Origin of the sequence: Actinomadura sp. NPDC000929 (assembly GCF_040492065.1) — a bacterium.
GTDB classification, from domain to species: Bacteria; Actinomycetota; Actinomycetes; order Streptosporangiales; family Streptosporangiaceae; genus Spirillospora; species Spirillospora verrucosospora.
The window spans coordinates 24,477-43,141 of sequence record NZ_JBEUPA010000056.1; the positions used below are offsets into that span (position 1 = coordinate 24,477).

Here is an 18,665-nt window from a genome sequence, read left to right on the forward strand (position 1 = left end):
AGTCGTCCGACAGCGAAAGCCTAGCCTGCCCAGGTCAACCGATCGACTCTCGAAGGGTGTCCGATTCTCGCCCACGACGGCCCCGATTACTGGGATAATGTGCCCGACATGTCCGGATTCAGCCCCGCGTTCGAACGCCTCGGCGCCGCGCTGGCGGCCGTCGTCCTGCAGCAGCAGGAGACGCTCGCCGAGTTCCTGCCGCGCGAGGACTGGAGCGCCGACCTGACCGCCCGCACCTACACCAGCGGCGGCGTCACGGTCCGCGTCTCGCTGCTCGGCAGCTACGCCGCCCGCGAGCGCACCTGGCTGTGGGGCTGGGCCAACCCCCAGTTCGGCGACGCGCACCCCGCCGTCGCCCCCACGCTGGTCATCCGGACCCTCGGCGAACGGCTCGGCATCACCGAGTTCACCACCCCCGAGGTCGACCTGTCCTGGTACGAGGGCCCCGCCGGCCACGGCGGCGAACTGATCGCGATGGCCGCCGGCGGCGTCCTCGGCGGCGCCGGATACATCGGCGCCGGCTACGACGGCGGCTCCGCCTACCTGCACGTCGACGACCCCCAGGCACCGCCCGCCCAGTGGGACCCCGTCCCCCTCCCCCGCCTGCTGGCCAACGCAGCCAGCCTCTTCCCCCACGAGCCGCGCCTCACCCTCGCCGGGTTCCTGTCGCACCACCGCGTCCCCTACCGGCAGAGCGACGTCCTCACCGAAGTCGCCCTCCCCGGCGGCGGCACCGCCCGCGCCCACTTCGACGGCCTCGGCCGCTTCGTCGACTGGAGAGCTGAGCTTATTGCGGTTTCTTAGGGTTTCGGGCCTTGGGGGCCCGAAACCCTAAGAAACCGCGGTGCGATCGCTGCATCGCTTCGACTCGCCTGGCGGCTCGCTGCGCGATCAGTTTCTTGCTTCGCTCGAAACTGCCTTCGGACGCGATCGCGATTCCTCAGGTCCCCGGTGGCTGAGGTGCCGGTTGCGGTTGTCGGGGGTGGTGGTTGCGGTTGCTGCGGGTGGTGGCTGCGGTCTGCGTCTCCTCGCCAGCCCCAACCAGAGCGGCCAGGGTGACCCGTCAGGTGGCGCTGGGTGCGCCGTCATCCGCTGTCGGCTAGGTCGGGCTCGGGCTCGGCTGGCGGCGCGCCCCGCCGGGGGCGCGCCGGGCCGGCGGGGCTACGCCTGGGTCACCCCAGGCAGGAGGGGCCCAGGAGTTGCTTCAGGTCGCCCATCAGGGCGGGGGACGGGGCCACGCGGAGTCGGTCGTCCAGGCGGACCACCGTTGTGCGGGGGCCGTTCTGGAGGTGGAGGTGCACCTCGGCGGTGCCGGGGTGGGTGATCAGCACCTCCTTGAGGCGGGACACCGTGGGGGGCGTGCAGCGGCCCAGCGGCAGCGTGACCGAGAGCGGGCCGGTCGCGTCGGTGACGCTGAGGTCGGGCTGGACGACCTCCATCGCGATGATCTTCGCTACGTCCTCGCGGCGGTCCAGGCGACCCTTGACGACGAGGATGGCGTCCTCGGCGAGGAGGGTCGAGCACAGCTGGTAGGACGACGGGAAGCACATCACCTCGATGGAGCCGCCGAGGTCCTCCAGCTGGAACATGGCCCAGGAGTTGCCCTGCTTGGTGACCTTGCGCTGGAGGCCGGACAGCAGCCCGGCCACGATGACCACCTGGCCGTCGGGACGCTCGCCGCCGTTCAGGACGGCGATCGTGCAGTCGGCCTCCCGCTCCAGGATGTGCTCGACGCCGAGGAGCGGGTGGTCCGACACGTAGAGGCCGAGCATCTCCCGCTCGAAGGCGAGAAGGGTCGTCTTGTCCCACTCCTCGCCCTCGGGGATCGCGACGGCGAACGCGTCCTCGCCGCCGTCGTCCTCCAGGGCGCCGAAGAGGGAGTCCTGGCCGACGGCCTCCTTGCGCTTGATGTCGATGACCGAGTCGATGGCCTGCTCGTGCACCATCAGCAGCGCCTTGCGCTGGTGGCCGAGCTCGTCGAACGCGCCCGCCTTGATCAGCGACTCCACGACCCGCTTGTTGCACACCGGCGGCGGGACCTTGTTGAGGAAGTCGTTGAAGTCGGTGTAGGCGCCCTTCTCGCGGCGGGCCGCGACGATCCCGTCCACGACGTTGGTGCCGACGTTGCGGACGGCCGACAGGCCGAAACGGATCTCGGTGTCGCCGAGCGGGGTGAAGTCGGCCTCGGACGTGTTGACGTCGGGCGGCAGCACCTTCAGGCCCATCCGGCGGCACTCCGACAGGTACAGGGCGCTCTTGTCCTTGTCGTCGCCGACGGAGGTGAGCACGCCCGCCATGTACTCGGCCGGGTAGTTCGCCTTGAGGTAGGCCGTCCAGTAGGAGACGAGGCCGTACGCGGCGGAGTGGGCCTTGTTGAAGGCGTAGTCGGAGAACGGGACGAGGATGTCCCACAGCGTCTTCACGGCCTCCTTGGAGAAGCCGTTGTCGATCATGCCCTGCTCGAACCCGACGAACTGGGCGTCCAGCTCGGCCTTCTTCTTCTTGCCCATGACGCGGCGGAGCAGGTCCGCCTTGCCGAGCGTGTAGCCCGCCACCTTCTGCGCGATCGCCATGACCTGCTCCTGGTAGACGATCAGGCCGTAGGTGGTGTCGAGGATCTCCCTGAGCGGCTCCTCCAGCTCCGGGTGGATCGGGGTGATCTCCTGCGCGCCGTTCTTGCGCAGCGCGTAGTTGGTGTGGGAGTTCGCGCCCATGGGGCCGGGCCGGTACAGGGCGCCGACGGCGGAGATGTCCTCGAAGTTGTCCGGCTTCATCAGCCGGAGCAGGGAGCGCATGGGGCCGCCGTCGAACTGGAACACGCCGAGGGTGTCGCCGCGGGCGAGCAGCTCGTAGGTCTTCTTGTCGTCCAGGGGGAGGGCGAGCAGGTCGACCTCGACGCCCTTGTTCTTGCGGATGCCCTGGAGCGCGTCGTCGATGATCGTCAGGTTGCGCAGGCCGAGGAAGTCCATCTTCAGCAGGCCGAGCGACTCGCAGGTCGGGTAGTCGAACTGCGTGATGATCGCCCCGTCGGCGTCCCGGCGCATGATCGGGATGTGGTCGGTGATCGTCTCGCCGGACATGATGACCCCGGCGGCGTGCACGCCGGTCTGGCGGATCAGCCCCTCCAGGCCCTGCGCCAGGTCCATGATCTGCTTGACGTCGGTCTCTTCCTCGTACAGCTTGCGCAGCTCGCCCGCCTCGCCGTAGCGCGGGTGCTTGTCGTCGAAGATGCCCGACAGCGGGATGTCCTTGCCCATGACGGCGGGCGGGAACGCCTTGGAGATCCGGTCGCCGAGCGCGTACGGGAAGCCGAGGACGCGGCCCGCGTCCTTGATGGCGGCCTTCGCCTTGATGGTGCCGAACGTGGCGATGAAGGAGACCTTGTCGGCGCCCCACTTCTCGGTCGTGTACTTGATGACCTCGGCCCGCCGGTCTTCAGGGAAGTCGATGTCGATGTCGGGCATGGACGCGCGCTCGGGGTTCAGGAACCGCTCGAAGATCAGCCCGTGCGGGATGGGGTCGAGGTCGGTGATGCCCATCGCGTAGGCGATCAGCGAGCCCGCGGCGCTGCCTCGCCCCGGGCCGACCAGGATGCCGTTTTCCTTGGCCCACATGATGAAGTCGGCGACGACGAGGAAGTAGGACGGGTACCCCTTGCCGAGGATGACGCCCATCTCGTACTCGGCCTGCTCCTTGTAGCCGTCCGGGAGGCCGTCGGGGAAGCGGCGCTCCAGGCCCTTCCAGACCTCCTTGCGGAACCAGCTCTCCTCGGTCTCGCCCTCCGGGACGGGGAAGCGGGGGCTGAGGTCGCGGTACTCGAACATCCCGGCGGGGTCGACGCGCTCGGCGATCAGCAGGGTGTTCCTGCAGCCCTCGGCCCAGATGTCGGAGGAGTCGATGGCGCGCATCTCCTCGGCGGTCTTGAGGTAGTAGCCGCTGCCGTCGAACCGGAACCGGTCGGGGTCGGCGAGCTGCTTGCCCACCTGCACGCACAGCAGCGCGTCGTGGGCGGTGGCCTCGGACTCGTGCGTGTAGTGGGAGTCGTTGGTGACGACCGGCGGGATGTTCAGCCGCTTGCTGATCTCGATGAGGCCGTCGCGGACGCGGCGCTCGATCTCGAGGCCGTGGTCCATCAGCTCCAGGAAGTAGTTCTCCTTGCCGAGGATGTCCTGGAAGTTCGCGGCGGCCTTCAGCGCCTCGTCGAACTGGCCGAGCCGCAGCCGGGTCTGGACCTTGCCGGACGGGCAGCCGGTGGTGGCCATGAGGCCCTCGGAGTGCTCGGCGAGCAGCTCCTCGTCCATGCGCGCGTACTTGAAGACGAAGCCCTCGGTGTAGGCGCGGCTGGAGAGCTTGAACAGGTTGTGCAGGCCCGCCCTGTTCCGCGCCCACAGCGTCATGTGGTTGATCAGGCCGCCGCCGGAGACGTCGTCGCGCTTCTGGCTCGGCTCACCCCACTGGACCTTCTTCTTGTGGTAGCGGGACTCCGGCGCCATGTAGGCCTCGATGCCGATGATCGGGGTCACGCCGGCCGCGGTCGCCTGCTTGTGGAAGTCGTAGGCGCCGTGCATGTTGCCGTGGTCGGTCATCGCGATCGCCGGCATCTTCTGCCGGCCGACCTCCTCGAACATCTGCTTCAACCGCGCGGCTCCGTCGAGCATGGAGTACTCGGTGTGAACGTGCAGGTGAACGAAAGAGTCGGCCATGCGTGCTGCGCCTCCTGCTCGTCGCATGCGACCGCCCACGTGCGGGGTCGGCACGTGGTCGCGGCTCGGTACCGGGGGAACGTCGTCGGGCCGGCGGGCGCCGGAACGACGCGGCTCTGAGAGCCTAACCCGCATCCCTGGTCACTCGCGCCCCGACGCGCCCAATCCCCGGGGGCCCCCTTCCGGTCGTCTCGGAACCCGGGACGGGATGTCCGGAGTTTGGCCCGCCGGGCGGCACGGCATACGATCGTCCCGTGGAACGTCGCCATCTCAGGTTTACGCGGCCGGCTCCGGGTGAGCCGGTCGCCCGCGCGACCTAGCGACGACCCCGGAGCCGGCCGAGGCGGAGTCCCCGTGGACTCCGCCTTTCTTCTGGAGCAGCCTTTTCGCTGATCAGGCGCGGCCCGGGGCACCCGCTCCCCCGCCCGGAAGGGCCGCGCGAGAGGGGATCCGAGATGAACGACCAGGTGATCGACCACGTCGGCGCGGACGCGGCGTGCCCGGTCCGCGAGCCGTCCGGCGAGATGCGGGTCGCGCTGCCGTCGGCCGCCGACGTCACCACGCTCGCCGAGGCCCGCGAGGCGATCGACGGCCTCGACGCCGCCCTCGCGACGCTGCTGGAGCACCGCACCGCGGTCGCCGCCGTCGTCCAGCGGCTCAAGCCGGTCGGCGGCTTCGCCGGCCGCGACCCCGAGCGCGAGCGGCGGATCGTCGAGGCCATGGCGGTGCGCGCCCCCTCCCTCGGCCCGGAACGGCTCGCCCCCATCGTGAACGCGATCATCGAGGCGGGGCTGGACGCGGCCGAGTCCGGCCGATGAGCGCGCCCGGGTCCGCGCGGGCGGCCGGTGAGGACGTCCCGGACGAGACCGCTCCGGAGGCGGGCGAATCGGACGAGGCCGCGCGGGCCGCAGCCATACGCCACGGGCTCAGCGTGGGCATCGCCGTCGGGGTGTCCGGCCTGGCGTTCGGCGCCGCGGCGGTCACGGCGGGGCTCACGGTCGCGCAGGCGTGCGCGCTGAGCCTCCTGGCGTTCACCGGCGCGTCCCAGTTCGCGCTGGCCGGGGTGATCGGCGGGGGCGGCGGGCTCGTCGCCGGGACCCTCGGCGCGGTGCTGCTCGGCGGCCGCAACGCGCTGTACGGGATGCGGCTCGCGGCGACGCTCGGCGTGCGCGGCCGGCGCAGGCTCGCCGCCGCGCACGTCGTCATCGACGAGACGGCCGCCGTGGCGACCGCCCAGCGCGGCCGGGCCGCGGCCCGCGCCGGGTTCTACACGACGGCGATCACCCTCTACCTGGCGTGGAACCTCACCACGCTGCTGGGCGCGGTGGGCGCGGCGCGGCTGGGCGATCCCGAGGCCGTGGGCCTGGACGTCCTCGGTCCGGCGGCGTTCCTCGCCCTGCTCTGGCCCCGGCTCACGAGCGGGCGGACCGCGGTCCGCGTCGCCGTCGCGGCGGCGGTGATCGCGGTGGCGGCGACGCCGGTGCTGCCGCCGGGCGTGCCGGTCATGCTGGCCGCCGTCGCCGCGCTGCCCGCCCTGCTCGGCCGGAGGACCGCGCCGTGAGCGTCTGGATCGCGGTGATCGCCACCGGACTCGGCTGCTACGCGCTGAAGCTCGGCGGGCTCCTCACCCCGCGCCGCATGCTGGACGACCCCCGGGTGCGCCGGTTCACCGAATTGGTCCCCGTGGCCCTGCTCACCGCGCTGATCGCCGTCCAGGCGCTCGCCGACGGCCGGGCCCTCGATCTCGACGCCGCGCGGCTGGCGGGCCTGGGCGCCGCCGTCGCCGCGCTCCTGCTGCGCGCGCCGTTCCTGGTGGTGCTGGTCGTCGCGGCCGCTGTCGCGGCGGGGCTGCGCCTCCTCGGTCTCTGAGGGGCGCTCTGTCCTGCATTCAGGACTCGGCAGCGACGATCTCCAGGGCGTGGGCCAGGTCGTCCGGGTAGGGGCTCTCGAACTCCACCCACTCGCCCTTGGTGGGGTGCTCGAACCCGAGCCGCACAGCGTGCAGCCACTGCCGCCTGAGGCCGAGGCGCTCCGCCAGGGTCGGGTCGGCTCCGTAGGCCATGTCGCCCACGCACGGATGCCGGATCGCCGACATGTGGACGCGGATCTGGTGCGTGCGGCCCGTCTCCAGGTCGATGTCGAGCAGCGACGCCGCCCGGAACGCCTCGACGGTGTCGTAGTGGGTGACGGACGGCTTCCCGCCCGCGACGACCGCGAACCGGCCGTCGCCGGAGGGGTGCCGGTCGATGGGGGCGTCGACCGTCCCGCGGAAGGGGTCGGGATGGCCCTGGACGAGCGCCTGGTAGCGCTTGTCGATGCGGCGCTCCTTGAACGCGCGCTTGAGCCGCGAGTAGGCGACCTCGCTCTTCGCCACGACCATGGCGCCGGTGGTGTTGGCGTCGAGCCGGTGCACGATCCCCTGCCGCTCGGACGCGCCGCTGGTGGCGATCGTGTGCCCGGCCCCGAGCAGCCCGCCGAGGACGGTCGGGCCCGTCCATCCGGTGGTCGGGTGGGCGGCGACGCCGACCGGCTTGTTCACCACGACGATGTCGTCGTCCTCGAACAGCACGCCCATCCCGGGGACGGGCTCGGCGACCGGGGCGGGCGGCGCGGGAGGCGGCGGGAGCGTGACCTCCAGCCACGCGCCGGCGTGCAGCCGCTCGGACTTGGTGGCCACCGGCGCGCCGTCCAATGCCACGTCGCCCGCGGCGATGATGTCGGCGGCGCTGCCGCGCGACAGCCCGAACAGGCGCGCCAGGGCGGCGTCGATCCGCTCGCCCTCCAGGCCGTCGGGGACGTGGAGGCTCCGCACGTCGCCCATCACGACTTCTCCTCGGGGGCCGGAACCTCGGCCTCTCCCTCGGGCTCGCCTGCGGCCGCGCGCTCGGTGGCACGGCCCTCGGCGGCGGCCTCCCCCCTGCCGGAGGACGTCTCCGCTTCCGGGCCCTCGTCCGAGTCCGGGGTCTCGCCGGCGCCGGGGCCCTCGTCCTTGAGGCGCGTCCCGTCCACCTGGAGGCCGCGCGCCGCCAGCAGGACGGCCAGCACGCCGCCGCAGACGATCGCGGAGTCGGCCAGGTTGAACACCGGCCAGTGCGGCAGCTGGATCCAGTCGACGACGTGGCCCTTCAGCGGGGCCGGGGCCCGCAGCAGCCGGTCGATGAGGTTGCCGATCGCGCCGCCCAGCAGCAGCCCGAGGCAGACCGCCCACGGCGCGCTGCGCAGGTTCCGGGCGGTCCGCAGGATCGCCACGACCACCCCGCAGGCGATCAGCGTGAACACGATGGTGTAGCCGGTGCCGATCGAGAACGCGGCGCCGCTGTTGCGGGTCTCGCGCAGCGTCAGCAGGCCGCCGAGCAGCCGGACCGGCGCGCGGTCCTGCAGCGTCGACACCACGATGATCTTGGACACGATGTCGGCGGCGAGCGCGGCCAGGGCCACGGCGACCAGCACGCCGACGCGGCGCGGCCGGGGAGACTCCGCGGTCTCCCCGGCCTGCCGCTCTGGGTTCGTTGAGTCGCTCAGCGACGTTCCTCGCGTTGTTTGCATGTCACACACAGGGTCGCACGCGGGAAGGCCTGGAGGCGCGCCTTGCCGATCGGCCTGGCGCAGGACTCGCAGATCCCGTACGTGCCGGCGTCCATCCGCTGGACGGCCCGCTCGATCTGGGCGAGCAGGTCCTGTGAATTGTAGGCCAGCGCGAGCTCGTGTTCGCGCTCGTAGGTCTTGGCGCCCGCGTCGGCCTGGTCGTCGCCGGCCCCGTCGCTGGCGTCGCCCTCGGCGATCTGGCTGGCGGACGCGGCGATCTCGCTGCGCAGCCCCTCGATCTGCTCCTCCAGGCCCGCCCGCACCTCCGCCAGCTCCGCCGGCGTCCACTGGTGCTCCCCCTCGCGGACCGGCAGCTCCGCGGCGGCCGTCCTGGCAGGCTCACGCACGTCCGGCGGCGCCCCGCCGGTCTTGGCGGCCGTCCCGGCCCCGCCCGGTTTCCCGGGCCGACGCCCGGCCGCCTTGCCCGGCTTCACGGCGGTGCCCTTCGCCGGGTTCTTGGCGGCGCCCGCCTCGACCGCGTCAACCGCGTCGACCGCGTCGACCGCGTCCTTTCCCGCCCCGCCCTTTCCGGCGGCGCCCTTTCCCGGGGCGTCTTTCTCAGCCGTGCCTTTTCCTGCTGCGCCTTTCTCCGCCGCACCCGTTCTCGCGTCCGTCCTCGCGGCGGGCGGCCGGGTCTGGGACGGCCGAGCCGTGCCCCGGCTCTTGCTTGCGGCGGGCGTCGCGCCCCTCATCGCGCCGGCCATGTCGGCCTCCCTCGCGCTGGTCGCCTCAACGGGCAGTGCGGGCAGCATTGGTCCCCTCTCTCGGGCACGGTAAACAACCTGGGCCGTGTTACCGACCGCTTATGCCCGGTCGCCGAACGCATGGAAACTCCCCCGCCGCGCACGAGATCGCAAAGGAACCGTGTCCCCGGGGAGGGAAAAGGGGAAGAGGCGGGGCCCGGCGTGCGTTAAAGTCGGGACGAGCAGTCGCATGGCAGGCACTGATGGGGACACCTGCCGCCGCACGCAGCCATGAGCGACCCGGGGACGGTGCGAGCCCGGGGGCGAGCCCGGCGGTCTGATCACCCCGGAGCCGCCGGAAGAACCGCCCCGCCGAGGGGCCCAGTAGACCCGGCCGCCCAGACTGGAACGAAGCGGACCGCGCCGCACGGGCACGGTCAAGGAGGGTGGTACCGCGGGGCAGCCGCCTCGTCCCTCCGGTCACCGTGTTCGCGTCGATCCGGAGGTCCGCCATCGTGAGCCGAGCTTTTCGGCCGCTGCCCGCGCAGGTCGATCTACCCGCCCTGGAGCGGGACATGCTGCGCCGCTGGCAGGAGAACAAGGTCTTCGAGCGGTCCCTGGAGCGGACCGCGTCCGGGACCCCGTGGGTGTTCTACGAGGGCCCCCCGACCGCCAACGGCATGCCCGGGGTCCACCACGTCGAGGCCCGCGTCTTCAAGGACGTCTTCCCGCGCTTCAAGACCATGAAGGGCCACCACGTCCCGCGCAAGGCCGGCTGGGACTGCCACGGCCTGCCCGTCGAGGTCGCCGTGGAGAAGGAGCTCGGCCTCACCGGCAAGAAGGACATCGAGGAGTACGGCGTCGCGGAGTTCAACGCCCGCTGCCGCGAATCGGTCCTGCGCCACGTGGACGCCTTCGAGGAGATGACCGAGCGGATGGGCTACTGGGTCAACACCGACCAGGCCTACCGCACGATGGACCCCGAGTACGTCGAGGCCGTCTGGTGGTCCCTGAAGCAGGTGTTCGACAAGGGCCTGCTGTTCCGCGACTTCCGCATCACGCCGTACTGCCCGCGCTGCGGGACGGGCCTGTCCGACCACGAGCTGGGCCAGCCGGGCGGGTACGAGACCGTGTCCAGCCCGTCGGTGTTCGTGCGGATGCCCGTCACGTCCGGCCCCCTGGCCGAGATGGGCGCCGCGCTGCTGATCTGGACGACGACCCCCTGGACGCTGGTGTCGAACACCGCCGTGGCCGTCCACCCCGACGTCACGTACGTGGCGGCCCGGCCGGAGGGGTCCGACGAGGTCCTCGTGGTGGCCGAGCCCCTGGTCGACCAGGTCCTCGGCGAGGGCGCCGAGCGGCTCGCCACGTTCCAGGGCACCGAGCTCGAGCGGACCCCCTACCGGCGGCCGTTCGACCTTGTCGACATCCCCGACGCGCACTACGTCGTCCTGGGTGACTACGTCACCGTGGAGGACGGCACGGGGCTCGTCCACCAGGCCCCCGCGTTCGGCGGCGACGACATGACCGTCTGCAAGCGCTACGGCATGCCGATCGTGAACCCGATCGGGCCGGACGGGCGGTTCCTGCGCGAGGTGCCCCTGGTCGGCAACAAGTTCTTCAAGGACGCCGACGAGCCGCTCACCGAAGACCTGCGCGCGCGCGGGCTGCTGTTCCGCGGCGGGCACTTCGACCACAGCTACCCCCACTGCTGGCGCTGCCACACGCCGCTGCTGTACTACGCGCTCCCGGCCTGGTACATCCGCACCACGCAGATCAAGGACCGGCTGCTGGAGGAGAACGAGAAGACCAACTGGTACCCCGAGACCGTCAAGCACGGCCGGTACGGGGAGTGGCTGCGCAACAACGTCGACTGGTCGCTGTCCCGCAGCCGCTACTGGGGCACGCCGCTCCCCCTGTGGGTCTGCGGCGAGGACGAGGAGCACATCACCTGCGTCGGGTCGCTCAAGGAACTGGGCGAGCTCGCGGGCAGTGACCTTTCCGCGCTCGACCCGCACCGCCCGTACGTGGACGACGTCACCCTCCCCTGCCCCAGGTGCGGGGCGGAGGCGCGCCGCGTCCCCGACGTCATCGACGCCTGGTACGACTCCGGGTCCATGCCGTTCGCGCAGTGGGGCGCCCCCCACCGCAACAACGAGGTCTTCGAGGACGCCTACCCGGCCCAGTACATCTGCGAGGCCCAGGACCAGACCCGCGGATGGTTCTACTCGCTCATGGCCGTCGGGACGCTGGTGTTCGACCGGTCGTCCTACGAGAACGTCGTGTGCCTCGGCCTGATCCTCGCCGAGGACGGCCGCAAGATGAGCAAGCACCTCGGCAACGTGCTGCGGCCCATCCCGCTGATGGACCAGCACGGCGCCGACGCGGTCCGCTGGTTCATGGCCGCGAGCGGGCTGCCGTGGGCGTCCCGCCGCGTCGGGCACGGCGCCCTCGAGGAGATCGTCCGCAAGGTCCTGCTCACCTACTGGAACACCGCGTCCTTCTTCGTCCTGTACGCCAACGCGGCGCGGGCGCAGGGGCGCGCGTGGACGCCGGACCGGCTGGCCGAGGCGCCCGCCCCCGCCGACCGCCCGCTCCTGGACCGGTGGGCGCTCGCCGAGCTGCACCGCACCGTCCGCGAGGTCGACGCCGCGCTGGAGGAGTTCGACACCGCCCGCGCGGGACGCCGGCTCTCGCAGTTCGTGGACGACCTGTCCAACTGGTACGTGCGGCGCTCCCGGCGGCGCTTCTGGGAGGGCCCGGAGACGCCGGAGGGCTCGGCCGCGTTCGCGACGCTCTACCAGTGCCTGGAGACCCTCACCCGGCTGATGGCGCCGATCGTCCCGTTCATCACCGACCACGTCTGGGACGTGATCCGCCCCGAGGACGGCCCCGAGTCGGTGCACCTCGCCGAGTGGCCCGCCGTCGACGAGGGCCTCCTCGACGAGGAGCTGACCGAGCGGATGGCGCTCGTCCGGCGGCTGGTCGAGCTCGGCCGGTCCGCGCGTGCCGCCAGCGGCGTCCGGACCCGCCAGCCCCTCGGCCGCGCCCTCGTCGGCGCCCCCGGCTGGTCCGCGCTGCCCGGGCAGCTGCGCGCGCAGATCTCCGAGGAGCTGAACGTGCTCGGCTTCGAGGAGCTGTCCTCGATCGGCGGCGACCTGGTCGAGTACGAGGTCAAGCCCAACTTCCGCGAGCTGGGCAAGCGGTACGCCAAGGACACCCCGAAGGTCGCCAAGGCGATCACCTCCGCCGATCCGGCCGCCCTCGTCCAGGCGCTGCGCGCGGGCTCGGCGCAGGTCGAGGCCGACGGCGTCGGCGCGGTGCCGCTCGGCCCGGACGACGTGATCGTCACCGAGCGCCCGCGCAGCGGCTGGGCGGTGGAGAGCGCCGCCGGCGAGACGGTCGCGCTCGACCTCACCGTCACGCCCGAACTGCGCCGCGCGGGCCTGGTGCGGGAGGCCGTCCGCCTCGTCCAGGAGGGCCGCAAGGCCGCCGGCCTGGAGGTGACCGACCGCATCGACCTGTGGTGGGAGGCCACCGGCACCGACCTCGCCGAGGCGCTGCGCGCCCACGCCGACGAGGTCGCCGCCGAGGTGCTCGCCGCCTCGGTGTCCGAGGGCCGTCCCGAGAGCCTCACCGCCACCCGCGACGAGGAGCTCGGCCTCACGTACTACCTCCGCAAGGCGTGACCTAGCTCAACGGACCCTCCGCCGCGGTCGGGCTGTACGGCCCGGCTGCGGCGGAGGGCCCTGCGGGACTTCGCGGGGTTGGGGAAATTTCGGGATGGGGTTCTTCGCGACACATCGCGTTTGCGATGATGGATCCGTGAATCTTCCCGAGCAGCCGTCCGGTTCCGAACCGCCCGCGCGTCCGTCGTCCGCGAGCATGCGCGCGTCGGACGCCGACCGCGACGAGGTCGCCGACCGCCTGCGCGAGGCCCTGGCCGAGGGGCGCATCACGCCGGAGGAGCACGCCGAGCGCATCGACGTCGTCTACAACGCCAAGACCTACGCCGAGCTGGAGCCCGTGCTCAGCGACCTGCCCTCGCAGCACGCGCCGCGGCCGCGGGTCGACCTGCGCAAGGAGCAGGCGCCCCGGCTCCCGCCGCCGCCCTCGCAGTCGCCGCACCTCGTGGCGGTGTTCAGCGGGGCGGAGCGCAAGGGGCGCTGGCTGGTCGAGCCGACCACCACGGTCACCTGCGTCTTCGGCGGCGTGGAGCTGGACTTCCGGCAGGCGGTCCTCAGCAAGGGCGAGGTCACCCTCTCCGTGACCTGCGTGTTCGGCGGCGTGAACATCGTGGTGCCGCCGGGCGTGCGGGTCGTCGGGTCCCACTTCACGATCTTCGGCGGCACCGACCTCCCCGAGGACGACACCGTGGACCCGGACGCGCCCGTCATCCGGCTGACCGGGATGCTGCTGTTCGGCGGCATCTCGGTCGAGCGCAAGGCCGTGGGCGAGAAGCGCGGTCGCCACCGGGAGCGGCACCAGCTCCACCGCGAGCACCAGGAACTCCGCCGCGAGCACCACGAGGAGATGCGGCGGCTGCACCGCGAGCGGCGCGACGCGCGCCGGGACCGCCTCCGCGAACTGCGCGACGAACGGCACCACGGCCGCTGAGCCCCGGACGGCTCGGGCCGCCCGGGGGTCACGCGAACGAGGCGGGGCGGGTCAGTCGCGGGCGTGCTCGCGGTCGGGCTGGCAGACCAGGCAGGGCGTGCAGCCCCGGGCCTTCGCCTCCGCGCGCGACAGCGACTCCAGGTCGTCGGCCTCGTCGCCGATGTCCTCGATGAGGGCGCAGTCGACGCGGTGGTAGCGCTTGGTGCCGCTCAGGATGCGGACCTGCGGGCCGTCGTCGCCGGCCTCGTCCGGCTCGGGCTCCGGCGCCGGGGCGTCGTCCGTGTCGGGACCGCCGAACGGTGCGGTGCCGAGGTCGACGGTGACGTCCGGCGGCGCGGATTCGGCCGCAGCGCCCGGTTCGGCGCCGGGCCGGTCATCGGTCTCGGCGTCGGCGGGATCGGCCGTCTCCGGCGCCGTGGAGGGCTCCTCGGAGGCGCCGGACGCGAAGAGGCCCGCGACGGGCATGTCGGTGCGGGTGGGAACGGCCGCGCCCCGCTTCGGGGCGCCCGCGTCCTCGGCGCTCCGGTCCGCGTCGTCGGCGGGCTCGCCGGCCCGCGGGATCTCGGCCGTCGTGTCGAACGCGCCGGGCTTGTCAGGGGCACCAAGCTTGTCAGGGGCGCCGGGCCTGTCAGAGGCGCCGGGCTTGTCGAACGAGGTGGGCGCGGGCTTGGCGAGGCCCGCGAGGCCGCTCTCGGATCGCTCGGCGGGCTTGCGGGCGGCGGGTGCGGTCTCCGCCGTCTTGCTCGCGTCGGCGGACGCGGGGGCCGACGCCACGGCGCGCGCCGCCAGTGCGGTGTCGGGCATGCAGGCCGTGCAGGGGCTGAACCCCTCTTCCTTGGCCTCGGCGTAGGTGAGCTCCTCGGTGTCCCGCCCGGCGAGCTGCCGGCAGGTGTCGAGGTGGTAGCGCTTGCGGCCGCGGACGACGAACACCAGCGCGTCGTCGGGGACGTCGACGGCGGGGGCGGGGATCTCGACCTCGGTGTCGGCCGGGTCGGCCGGAGGCTCGGCCTTCGCGGCGCCCTGCGCGTCCTTGGCCGGAGCGGACGCGGCCGGGGCGCTCTCGCCGCCCTTGGCCCGCTTGTCCTTCTTGGCCTTCTGCGCCTTCCTGCTGGGGCGGGCCGGGGTCGGCGACGCTCCCGGGCCGAACAGCTCCTTGCGCCGCAGGAACACCCCGATGGCCAGGCACACCGCGGAGACGATGCTGACGGCGATCGAGATGTAGATCACCACCAGGGCGTCCAGGCCGAAGACCTGCGCGCTGTCTCCGTTGCCCGCGACGATTCCCGCTACCAGCAGGGCGATCGCCACTACCACGAGAACGCCACTCAGGATGATCACAGGGTCACTCCCCCTCGTTCAGACCGCTAGGCTCCGGGCCGCGCGAGAGGGCCGGCGGCCGGCCCTGGGCACGACCGCCCGGCGCCGCGGGGATGGCGGCGCGCCATCCCCGGCGCGGCGATCGGAACGACACTATCGCCTGAGGCGTCCGTGTCAGCGCCTGTCGTGCGGCGGGTTGTCGCCGCCGGAGTGGAAAGCGCCCGTCGCCGAGTGCTGGACCTGCTGGGCGTGCTCGGGCGAGGGGAACGTGCCCGGTGCCGGCGCGCCGCCGCCGTTGCGGTTCTCGGCGTGCGGAAGGGCGTTCTGCGGGCCCGTCTGCGGACCGGCCTGGGGCGTGTTCTGCTGCGCCTGCACGGGGGCCGCGCCCGGGACGGCGGCGAACGCGCCGGTCTCGGTGCTGCCCGCCTCCAGGTCGCGCAGCTGGCCCTCCAGATAGACCTTCAGGCGGCTGCGGTACTCGCGCTCGAAGGCGCGCAGGTTGTCGACCTCGCGCTCGAGCTCCTCGCGCTGCTGCACGAGCGAGCCCATGACCTGGCGGTGCCGCTCCTGGGCGTCGCGGTCGAGGGCCTCGGCGCGCGAGCGGGCCTCGCTGACGATCTGGTCGGCCTGCCGGCGGGCCTTGCCGAGGATCTCCTCGGCCTCGCGGCGGGCGCGGCCGAGCGTCTCGTCGGCCTCGCGGCGGGCGTCGGCGATCGCCTGGTCGGCGGTCTGCTGCGCGAGCGCCAGCACGCGGGCCGCGGTGTCCATGTTGTCCTCGCCGCTCGGGGCGGGGGACGACATGCCGAGGCCGCCGAGGACGGGCTCCGGCTCGGGCTGCGGCTGCGGCTCGGGGCGGGGAGGCTCGGGGATCTTCTGGATGTCCGGCTTGGGCTCCACGATGGGAGCGGCCATGGCGGGAACCTTGCCGCGCAGGCACTCGGCCAGCTTGGCCCGCAGTTCCTCGTTCTCCTGGATGAGGCGGTCGAGCTCCGCCTCGACCTCGTCGAGGAAGGCGTCCACCTCCTCCTCGTCGTACCCCGGCCTCAGCCTGGTGGTACTGAACTGCTTGTTCCGCACGTCGGCGGGTGTCAGCGGCATGTTCTCGTCTCCTTGGCGCGCTTGGAGTCTGTCCCCGAAGGACGGTATCCGATCGACCTAACCTCCGCCGAATATGGAGCCGACGAAGACGATCAAGACCCAGACCACAAGGATGAGGACCGTGAAGCTGAGGTCCAGGGCAACGTTACCCAGCCGGATGGGCGGGATGAAACGCCTGAGGAGTTTCAGCGGCGGATCGGTGACCGTGTAGGTCGCCTCAGCGATCACGAGCACCACTCCGGTCGGCTTCCACTGCCTGGCGAACGACTGCAGGACCTCCAGGACCAGCCTTCCGATCAGGAACAGCAGGAAGAGGTACAGAACGCCCTGCAGGACGGATCCAACGATGTTCACGGACACTCTCGCATGCGACTCTCAGCTCTGGTTGAAGAACCCACGTTCCGCCATCCGGGCCTTGTCCTCCGCCGTCACCTCGACGTTGACGGGCGACAGCAGGAACACCTTGTTGGTAACACGCTCGATGCTGCCGTGCAGCCCGAACACGAGACCCGCCGCGAAGTCGACCAGGCGCTTGGCGTCGCTGTCGACCATCTCGGTCAGGTTCATGATCACCGGCGTGCCCTCCCGGAAGTGCTCCCCGATCGTCCTCGCCTCGTTGTAGGTCCTCGGATGCAGCGTAGTGATACGCGCGAGGTCGGTGGTACCGGACTCGTAGAGCGCCACGGACCGTCGCTCGATGGTCGACGTGGAGTGATGGTCGCGATCGCGGTCCGACGCCTCTTCGGCTCGGGTAAGCTGACCGCCGGATTCGTCATCGCGACGGCGTCCCTGCCCGGTGTCGGTCTCCTCGTCGTAGACCTCGTACTCGTCGTAGTCGCCGTACTTGTCGTCGTAGCGATCGTCCTCCACAAGGCCGAGGTAGACCGCCATCTTGCGCATCGCGCTGGCCATACGTCCCTCCGTGTCCTGTGGCCTCGGCGCCGGGCGCGTCCGGCCCCGCCGTTGGACTGATCAGTCGTGGCCTCCCGCGTTCAGGCAGGTACCACTGGGGGGACATTACCTGACGATTGCCCGTCGGCCGCCGAGCAACGCCGTACCGATCCGCAGGTGTGTCGCGCCGCACGCGATCGCCTGCTCCAGATCGCCGCTCATACCCGCACTGACGATCCGCGCGTCCGGATGGTTCCGCCTCATCCGCGCCGCCGTCTCCGCGAGCCGGTCGAAGGCGGGCAGCGGGTCCGCGCCGAGGGGCGCGACGGCCATCACGCCGCCGAGCTCCAGGCCGGGGGCGACGGCGATCTCGTCGGCCAGCCCGGGGACGTCGTCGGGCACGGCCCCGCCCCTCTCCCCCACCTCGCCCTTCTTCCCCGCCTCGTCCAGGGAGACCTGCACGAGGCAGCGGAGCGTGCGGCCGGCGCGGGCGGCGCCCTCAGCGAGGGCCGTGACCAGTCGCGACCGGTCCACGGAGTGCACGACGTCGGCGTAGCCGGCCACGGCGCGCGCCTTGTTGGTCTGGAGCCGTCCGACGAAGTGCCAGGTCAGTGGTAGGTCGGCGCAGTCGGCGGCCTTCGGGCGCGCCTCCTGGTCGCGGTTCTCGCCGACCTCGGTGACGCCCAGCCCGGCCAGCAGCCGCACGTCGGACGCGGGGAACGTCTTGGTCACCGCGATCAGCGTGATCTCGTCCTCGCTCCGGCCGGCGGCCGCGCACGCGGCGGCGATGCGCGCCCGGACGGCGGCCAGGCCCTCGGCGATCTCGGCGCGCCGCCCGGCCGCGGGGCCGTCCGCGGCGGCGCCGGTGTGGTCCCGGTCGGTCACGTGCCTTCCTTCAACCAGACATATCCGGCGAAACGGCCGGTGCGTCCCTCGCGGCGGTAGGAGTAGAGGCCCGGGTCCTCGATCGTGCAGCGGCCGTCGGCGGTCACGCGGGTCACCCCCGCGGACGCGAGCTGCTCGGCGACGCCGGCGCGGATGTCGAGGGCCGGGGTGCCCGCGGACGTCGTGGAGTACGCGGCGGGGACGACGGCGGCGACCTCGTCCCGCATCTCCGCGGGGACCTCGTAGCAGCGGCCGCACGCGGCGGGTCCGATGGCCGCGGTCATCCGGGCGGGGTCGGCGCCCCGCTCGCACATCGCCTTCACCAGGGCCGGGACGACTCCGGCGGCCGTCCCGGGGCGGCCGGAGTGGGCGGCGCCGACGACCCCGGCGGCCGCGTCGGCCAGCAGGACGGGCGCGCAGTCGGCGACGAGGACGGCGAGAGCGAGCCCGGGCACGGTCGTGACGACGGCGTCGACCGGACCGGGCAGGTCGGTCGAGGCGGCGAACGCGACGTCGGCGCCGTGCACCTGCCGCATGAAGACGGTGCGCTCGGGGTCGGCGCCGAGCGCGGCGGCGGCGCGCCGCCGGTTGTCCAGGACGGCGGCCGGGTCGTCGCCGACCGCGCCGCCGAGGTTCAGGGAGTCGTAGGGGGGCCCGCTCACGCCGCCGGCGCGGCCGGTGAAGCCGGCGCCGACGCCGTCGCCCAGGGCGACGGCGGTGATCACTTCAGGAAGTCGGGCACGTCGAGGTCGTCGTCCTCGTCGAACACGACGGGACGGCGGCGCTGCCCGGAGGCGGGGCCGCCGTCGTTCTCCCCCGCGTGCACGCGGGGGGAGGGCTGCTCGGCGGGCGGGCGGGGCGCGGGGGGGCCCCCGGGGGGGGGGGG

16 protein-coding genes are annotated in these 18,665 nt (G+C 72.7%); 6 read left to right on the forward strand and 10 right to left on the reverse strand.

The window, feature by feature from the left end; genetic code table 11:
• Nucleotides 1-108: 108 nt before the first annotated feature.
• A complete protein-coding gene (locus ABWI04_RS20685) occupies nt 109-804 on the forward strand; it encodes a DUF6882 domain-containing protein (RefSeq protein ID WP_345175463.1) in 696 nt (231 codons plus the stop codon).
• Nucleotides 805-1,172: 368 nt separating this feature from the next.
• Here the strand turns inward: ABWI04_RS20685 and dnaE are convergent, their stop codons facing one another.
• Entirely contained in the window at nt 1,173-4,703 is a 3,531-nt protein-coding gene (gene dnaE, locus ABWI04_RS20690) for a DNA polymerase III subunit alpha (protein ID WP_345175465.1), read from the reverse strand.
• A gap of 455 nt (nt 4,704-5,158) precedes the next feature.
• Between dnaE and ABWI04_RS20695 the strand changes: the two genes are divergently transcribed.
• From ABWI04_RS20695 to ABWI04_RS20705, 3 genes are all read left to right on the forward strand, one after another.
• Nucleotides 5,159-5,521 carry a chorismate mutase gene (locus tag ABWI04_RS20695; RefSeq protein WP_378189125.1) on the forward strand — a complete coding sequence of 121 codons (363 nt, stop codon included), beginning with the start codon at nt 5,159-5,161 and terminating at the stop codon, nt 5,519-5,521.
• A 95-nt stretch (nt 5,522-5,616) separates the two neighbouring features.
• Nucleotides 5,617-6,264, forward strand: coding sequence for an AzlC family ABC transporter permease (locus ABWI04_RS20700; RefSeq protein ID WP_345175622.1), 648 nt, complete (start codon nt 5,617-5,619; stop codon nt 6,262-6,264).
• Nucleotides 6,261-6,572, forward strand: a complete 312-nt coding sequence (locus ABWI04_RS20705; RefSeq protein ID WP_345175467.1) for an AzlD domain-containing protein — start codon at nt 6,261-6,263, stop codon at nt 6,570-6,572. Before ABWI04_RS20700 ends, ABWI04_RS20705 begins: the two co-directional genes overlap by 4 nt.
• A gap of 19 nt (nt 6,573-6,591) precedes the next feature.
• Here ABWI04_RS20705 and ABWI04_RS20710 read toward each other — a convergent pair whose 3' ends face one another.
• Genes ABWI04_RS20710 through ABWI04_RS20720 form a run of 3 tightly spaced genes read right to left on the reverse strand, consistent with a single transcriptional unit; the run spans nt 6,592 to nt 8,635 of the window.
• Entirely contained in the window at nt 6,592-7,524 is a 933-nt protein-coding gene (locus ABWI04_RS20710; protein WP_345175469.1) for an RluA family pseudouridine synthase, read from the reverse strand.
• Nucleotides 7,524-8,249 (reverse strand): signal peptidase II, encoded by a 726-nt coding sequence (gene lspA, locus ABWI04_RS20715; protein WP_353833447.1) that lies wholly within the window; start codon nt 8,247-8,249, stop codon nt 7,524-7,526. Before lspA ends, ABWI04_RS20710 begins: the two co-directional genes overlap by 1 nt.
• Nucleotides 8,222-8,635 (reverse strand): TraR/DksA family transcriptional regulator, encoded by a 414-nt coding sequence (locus tag ABWI04_RS20720; RefSeq protein ID WP_345175625.1) that lies wholly within the window; start codon nt 8,633-8,635, stop codon nt 8,222-8,224. Before ABWI04_RS20720 ends, lspA begins: the two co-directional genes overlap by 28 nt.
• Before the next feature lie 851 nt (nt 8,636-9,486).
• Here ABWI04_RS20720 and ileS point away from each other — a divergent pair.
• A complete protein-coding gene (ileS, locus tag ABWI04_RS20725) occupies nt 9,487-12,660 on the forward strand; it encodes an isoleucine--tRNA ligase (RefSeq protein WP_345175474.1) in 3,174 nt (1,057 codons plus the stop codon).
• Between the two features lie 136 nt (nt 12,661-12,796).
• Complete coding sequence (locus ABWI04_RS20730) at nt 12,797-13,588, forward strand: DUF1707 SHOCT-like domain-containing protein (protein ID WP_345175476.1); 792 nt, start codon at nt 12,797-12,799, stop codon at nt 13,586-13,588.
• Nucleotides 13,589-13,639: 51 nt separating this feature from the next.
• Here the strand turns inward: ABWI04_RS20730 and ABWI04_RS20735 are convergent, their stop codons facing one another.
• The 6 genes from ABWI04_RS20735 to pgeF all read right to left on the reverse strand — a co-directional run bounded on the left by ABWI04_RS20735 (nt 13,640) and on the right by pgeF (nt 18,504).
• Nucleotides 13,640-14,926: a prolipoprotein diacylglyceryl transferase gene (locus ABWI04_RS20735; protein WP_353833448.1), complete on the reverse strand. Its 1,287-nt coding sequence runs from the start codon at nt 14,924-14,926 to the stop codon at nt 13,640-13,642.
• A 153-nt stretch (nt 14,927-15,079) separates the two neighbouring features.
• Entirely contained in the window at nt 15,080-16,003 is a 924-nt protein-coding gene (locus tag ABWI04_RS20740; protein ID WP_345175479.1) for a DivIVA domain-containing protein, read from the reverse strand.
• Between the two features lie 57 nt (nt 16,004-16,060).
• Entirely contained in the window at nt 16,061-16,357 is a 297-nt protein-coding gene (locus ABWI04_RS20745; RefSeq protein ID WP_089312594.1) for a YggT family protein, read from the reverse strand.
• 21 nt (nt 16,358-16,378) lie between these two features.
• A complete protein-coding gene (locus ABWI04_RS20750) occupies nt 16,379-16,915 on the reverse strand; it encodes a cell division protein SepF (protein ID WP_345175482.1) in 537 nt (178 codons plus the stop codon).
• A 105-nt stretch (nt 16,916-17,020) separates the two neighbouring features.
• Nucleotides 17,021-17,716, reverse strand: a complete 696-nt coding sequence (locus ABWI04_RS20755; protein WP_353833449.1) for a YggS family pyridoxal phosphate-dependent enzyme — start codon at nt 17,714-17,716, stop codon at nt 17,021-17,023.
• A gap of 59 nt (nt 17,717-17,775) precedes the next feature.
• Nucleotides 17,776-18,504 (reverse strand): peptidoglycan editing factor PgeF, encoded by a 729-nt coding sequence (pgeF, locus tag ABWI04_RS20760; protein WP_345175483.1) that lies wholly within the window; start codon nt 18,502-18,504, stop codon nt 17,776-17,778.
• Between the last annotated feature and the right edge of the window lie 161 nt (nt 18,505-18,665).

Coding starts and splice junctions, on each gene's coding strand:
- ABWI04_RS20685 (WP_345175463.1), top strand. CDS start 109: ATGTCCGGATTCAGCCCCGCGTTCGAACGCCTCGGCGCCGCGCTGGCG.
- dnaE (WP_345175465.1), bottom strand. CDS start 4,703: ATGGCCGACTCTTTCGTTCACCTGCACGTTCACACCGAGTACTCCATG.
- ABWI04_RS20710 (WP_345175469.1), bottom strand. CDS start 7,524: ATGGGCGACGTGCGGAGCCTCCACGTCCCCGACGGCCTGGAGGGCGAG.
- ABWI04_RS20695 (WP_378189125.1), top strand. CDS start 5,159: ATGAACGACCAGGTGATCGACCACGTCGGCGCGGACGCGGCGTGCCCG.
- ABWI04_RS20750 (WP_345175482.1), bottom strand. CDS start 16,915: ATGGCCAGCGCGATGCGCAAGATGGCGGTCTACCTCGGCCTTGTGGAG.
- lspA (WP_353833447.1), bottom strand. CDS start 8,249: ATGCAAACAACGCGAGGAACGTCGCTGAGCGACTCAACGAACCCAGAG.
- ABWI04_RS20740 (WP_345175479.1), bottom strand. CDS start 16,003: ATGCCGCTGACACCCGCCGACGTGCGGAACAAGCAGTTCAGTACCACC.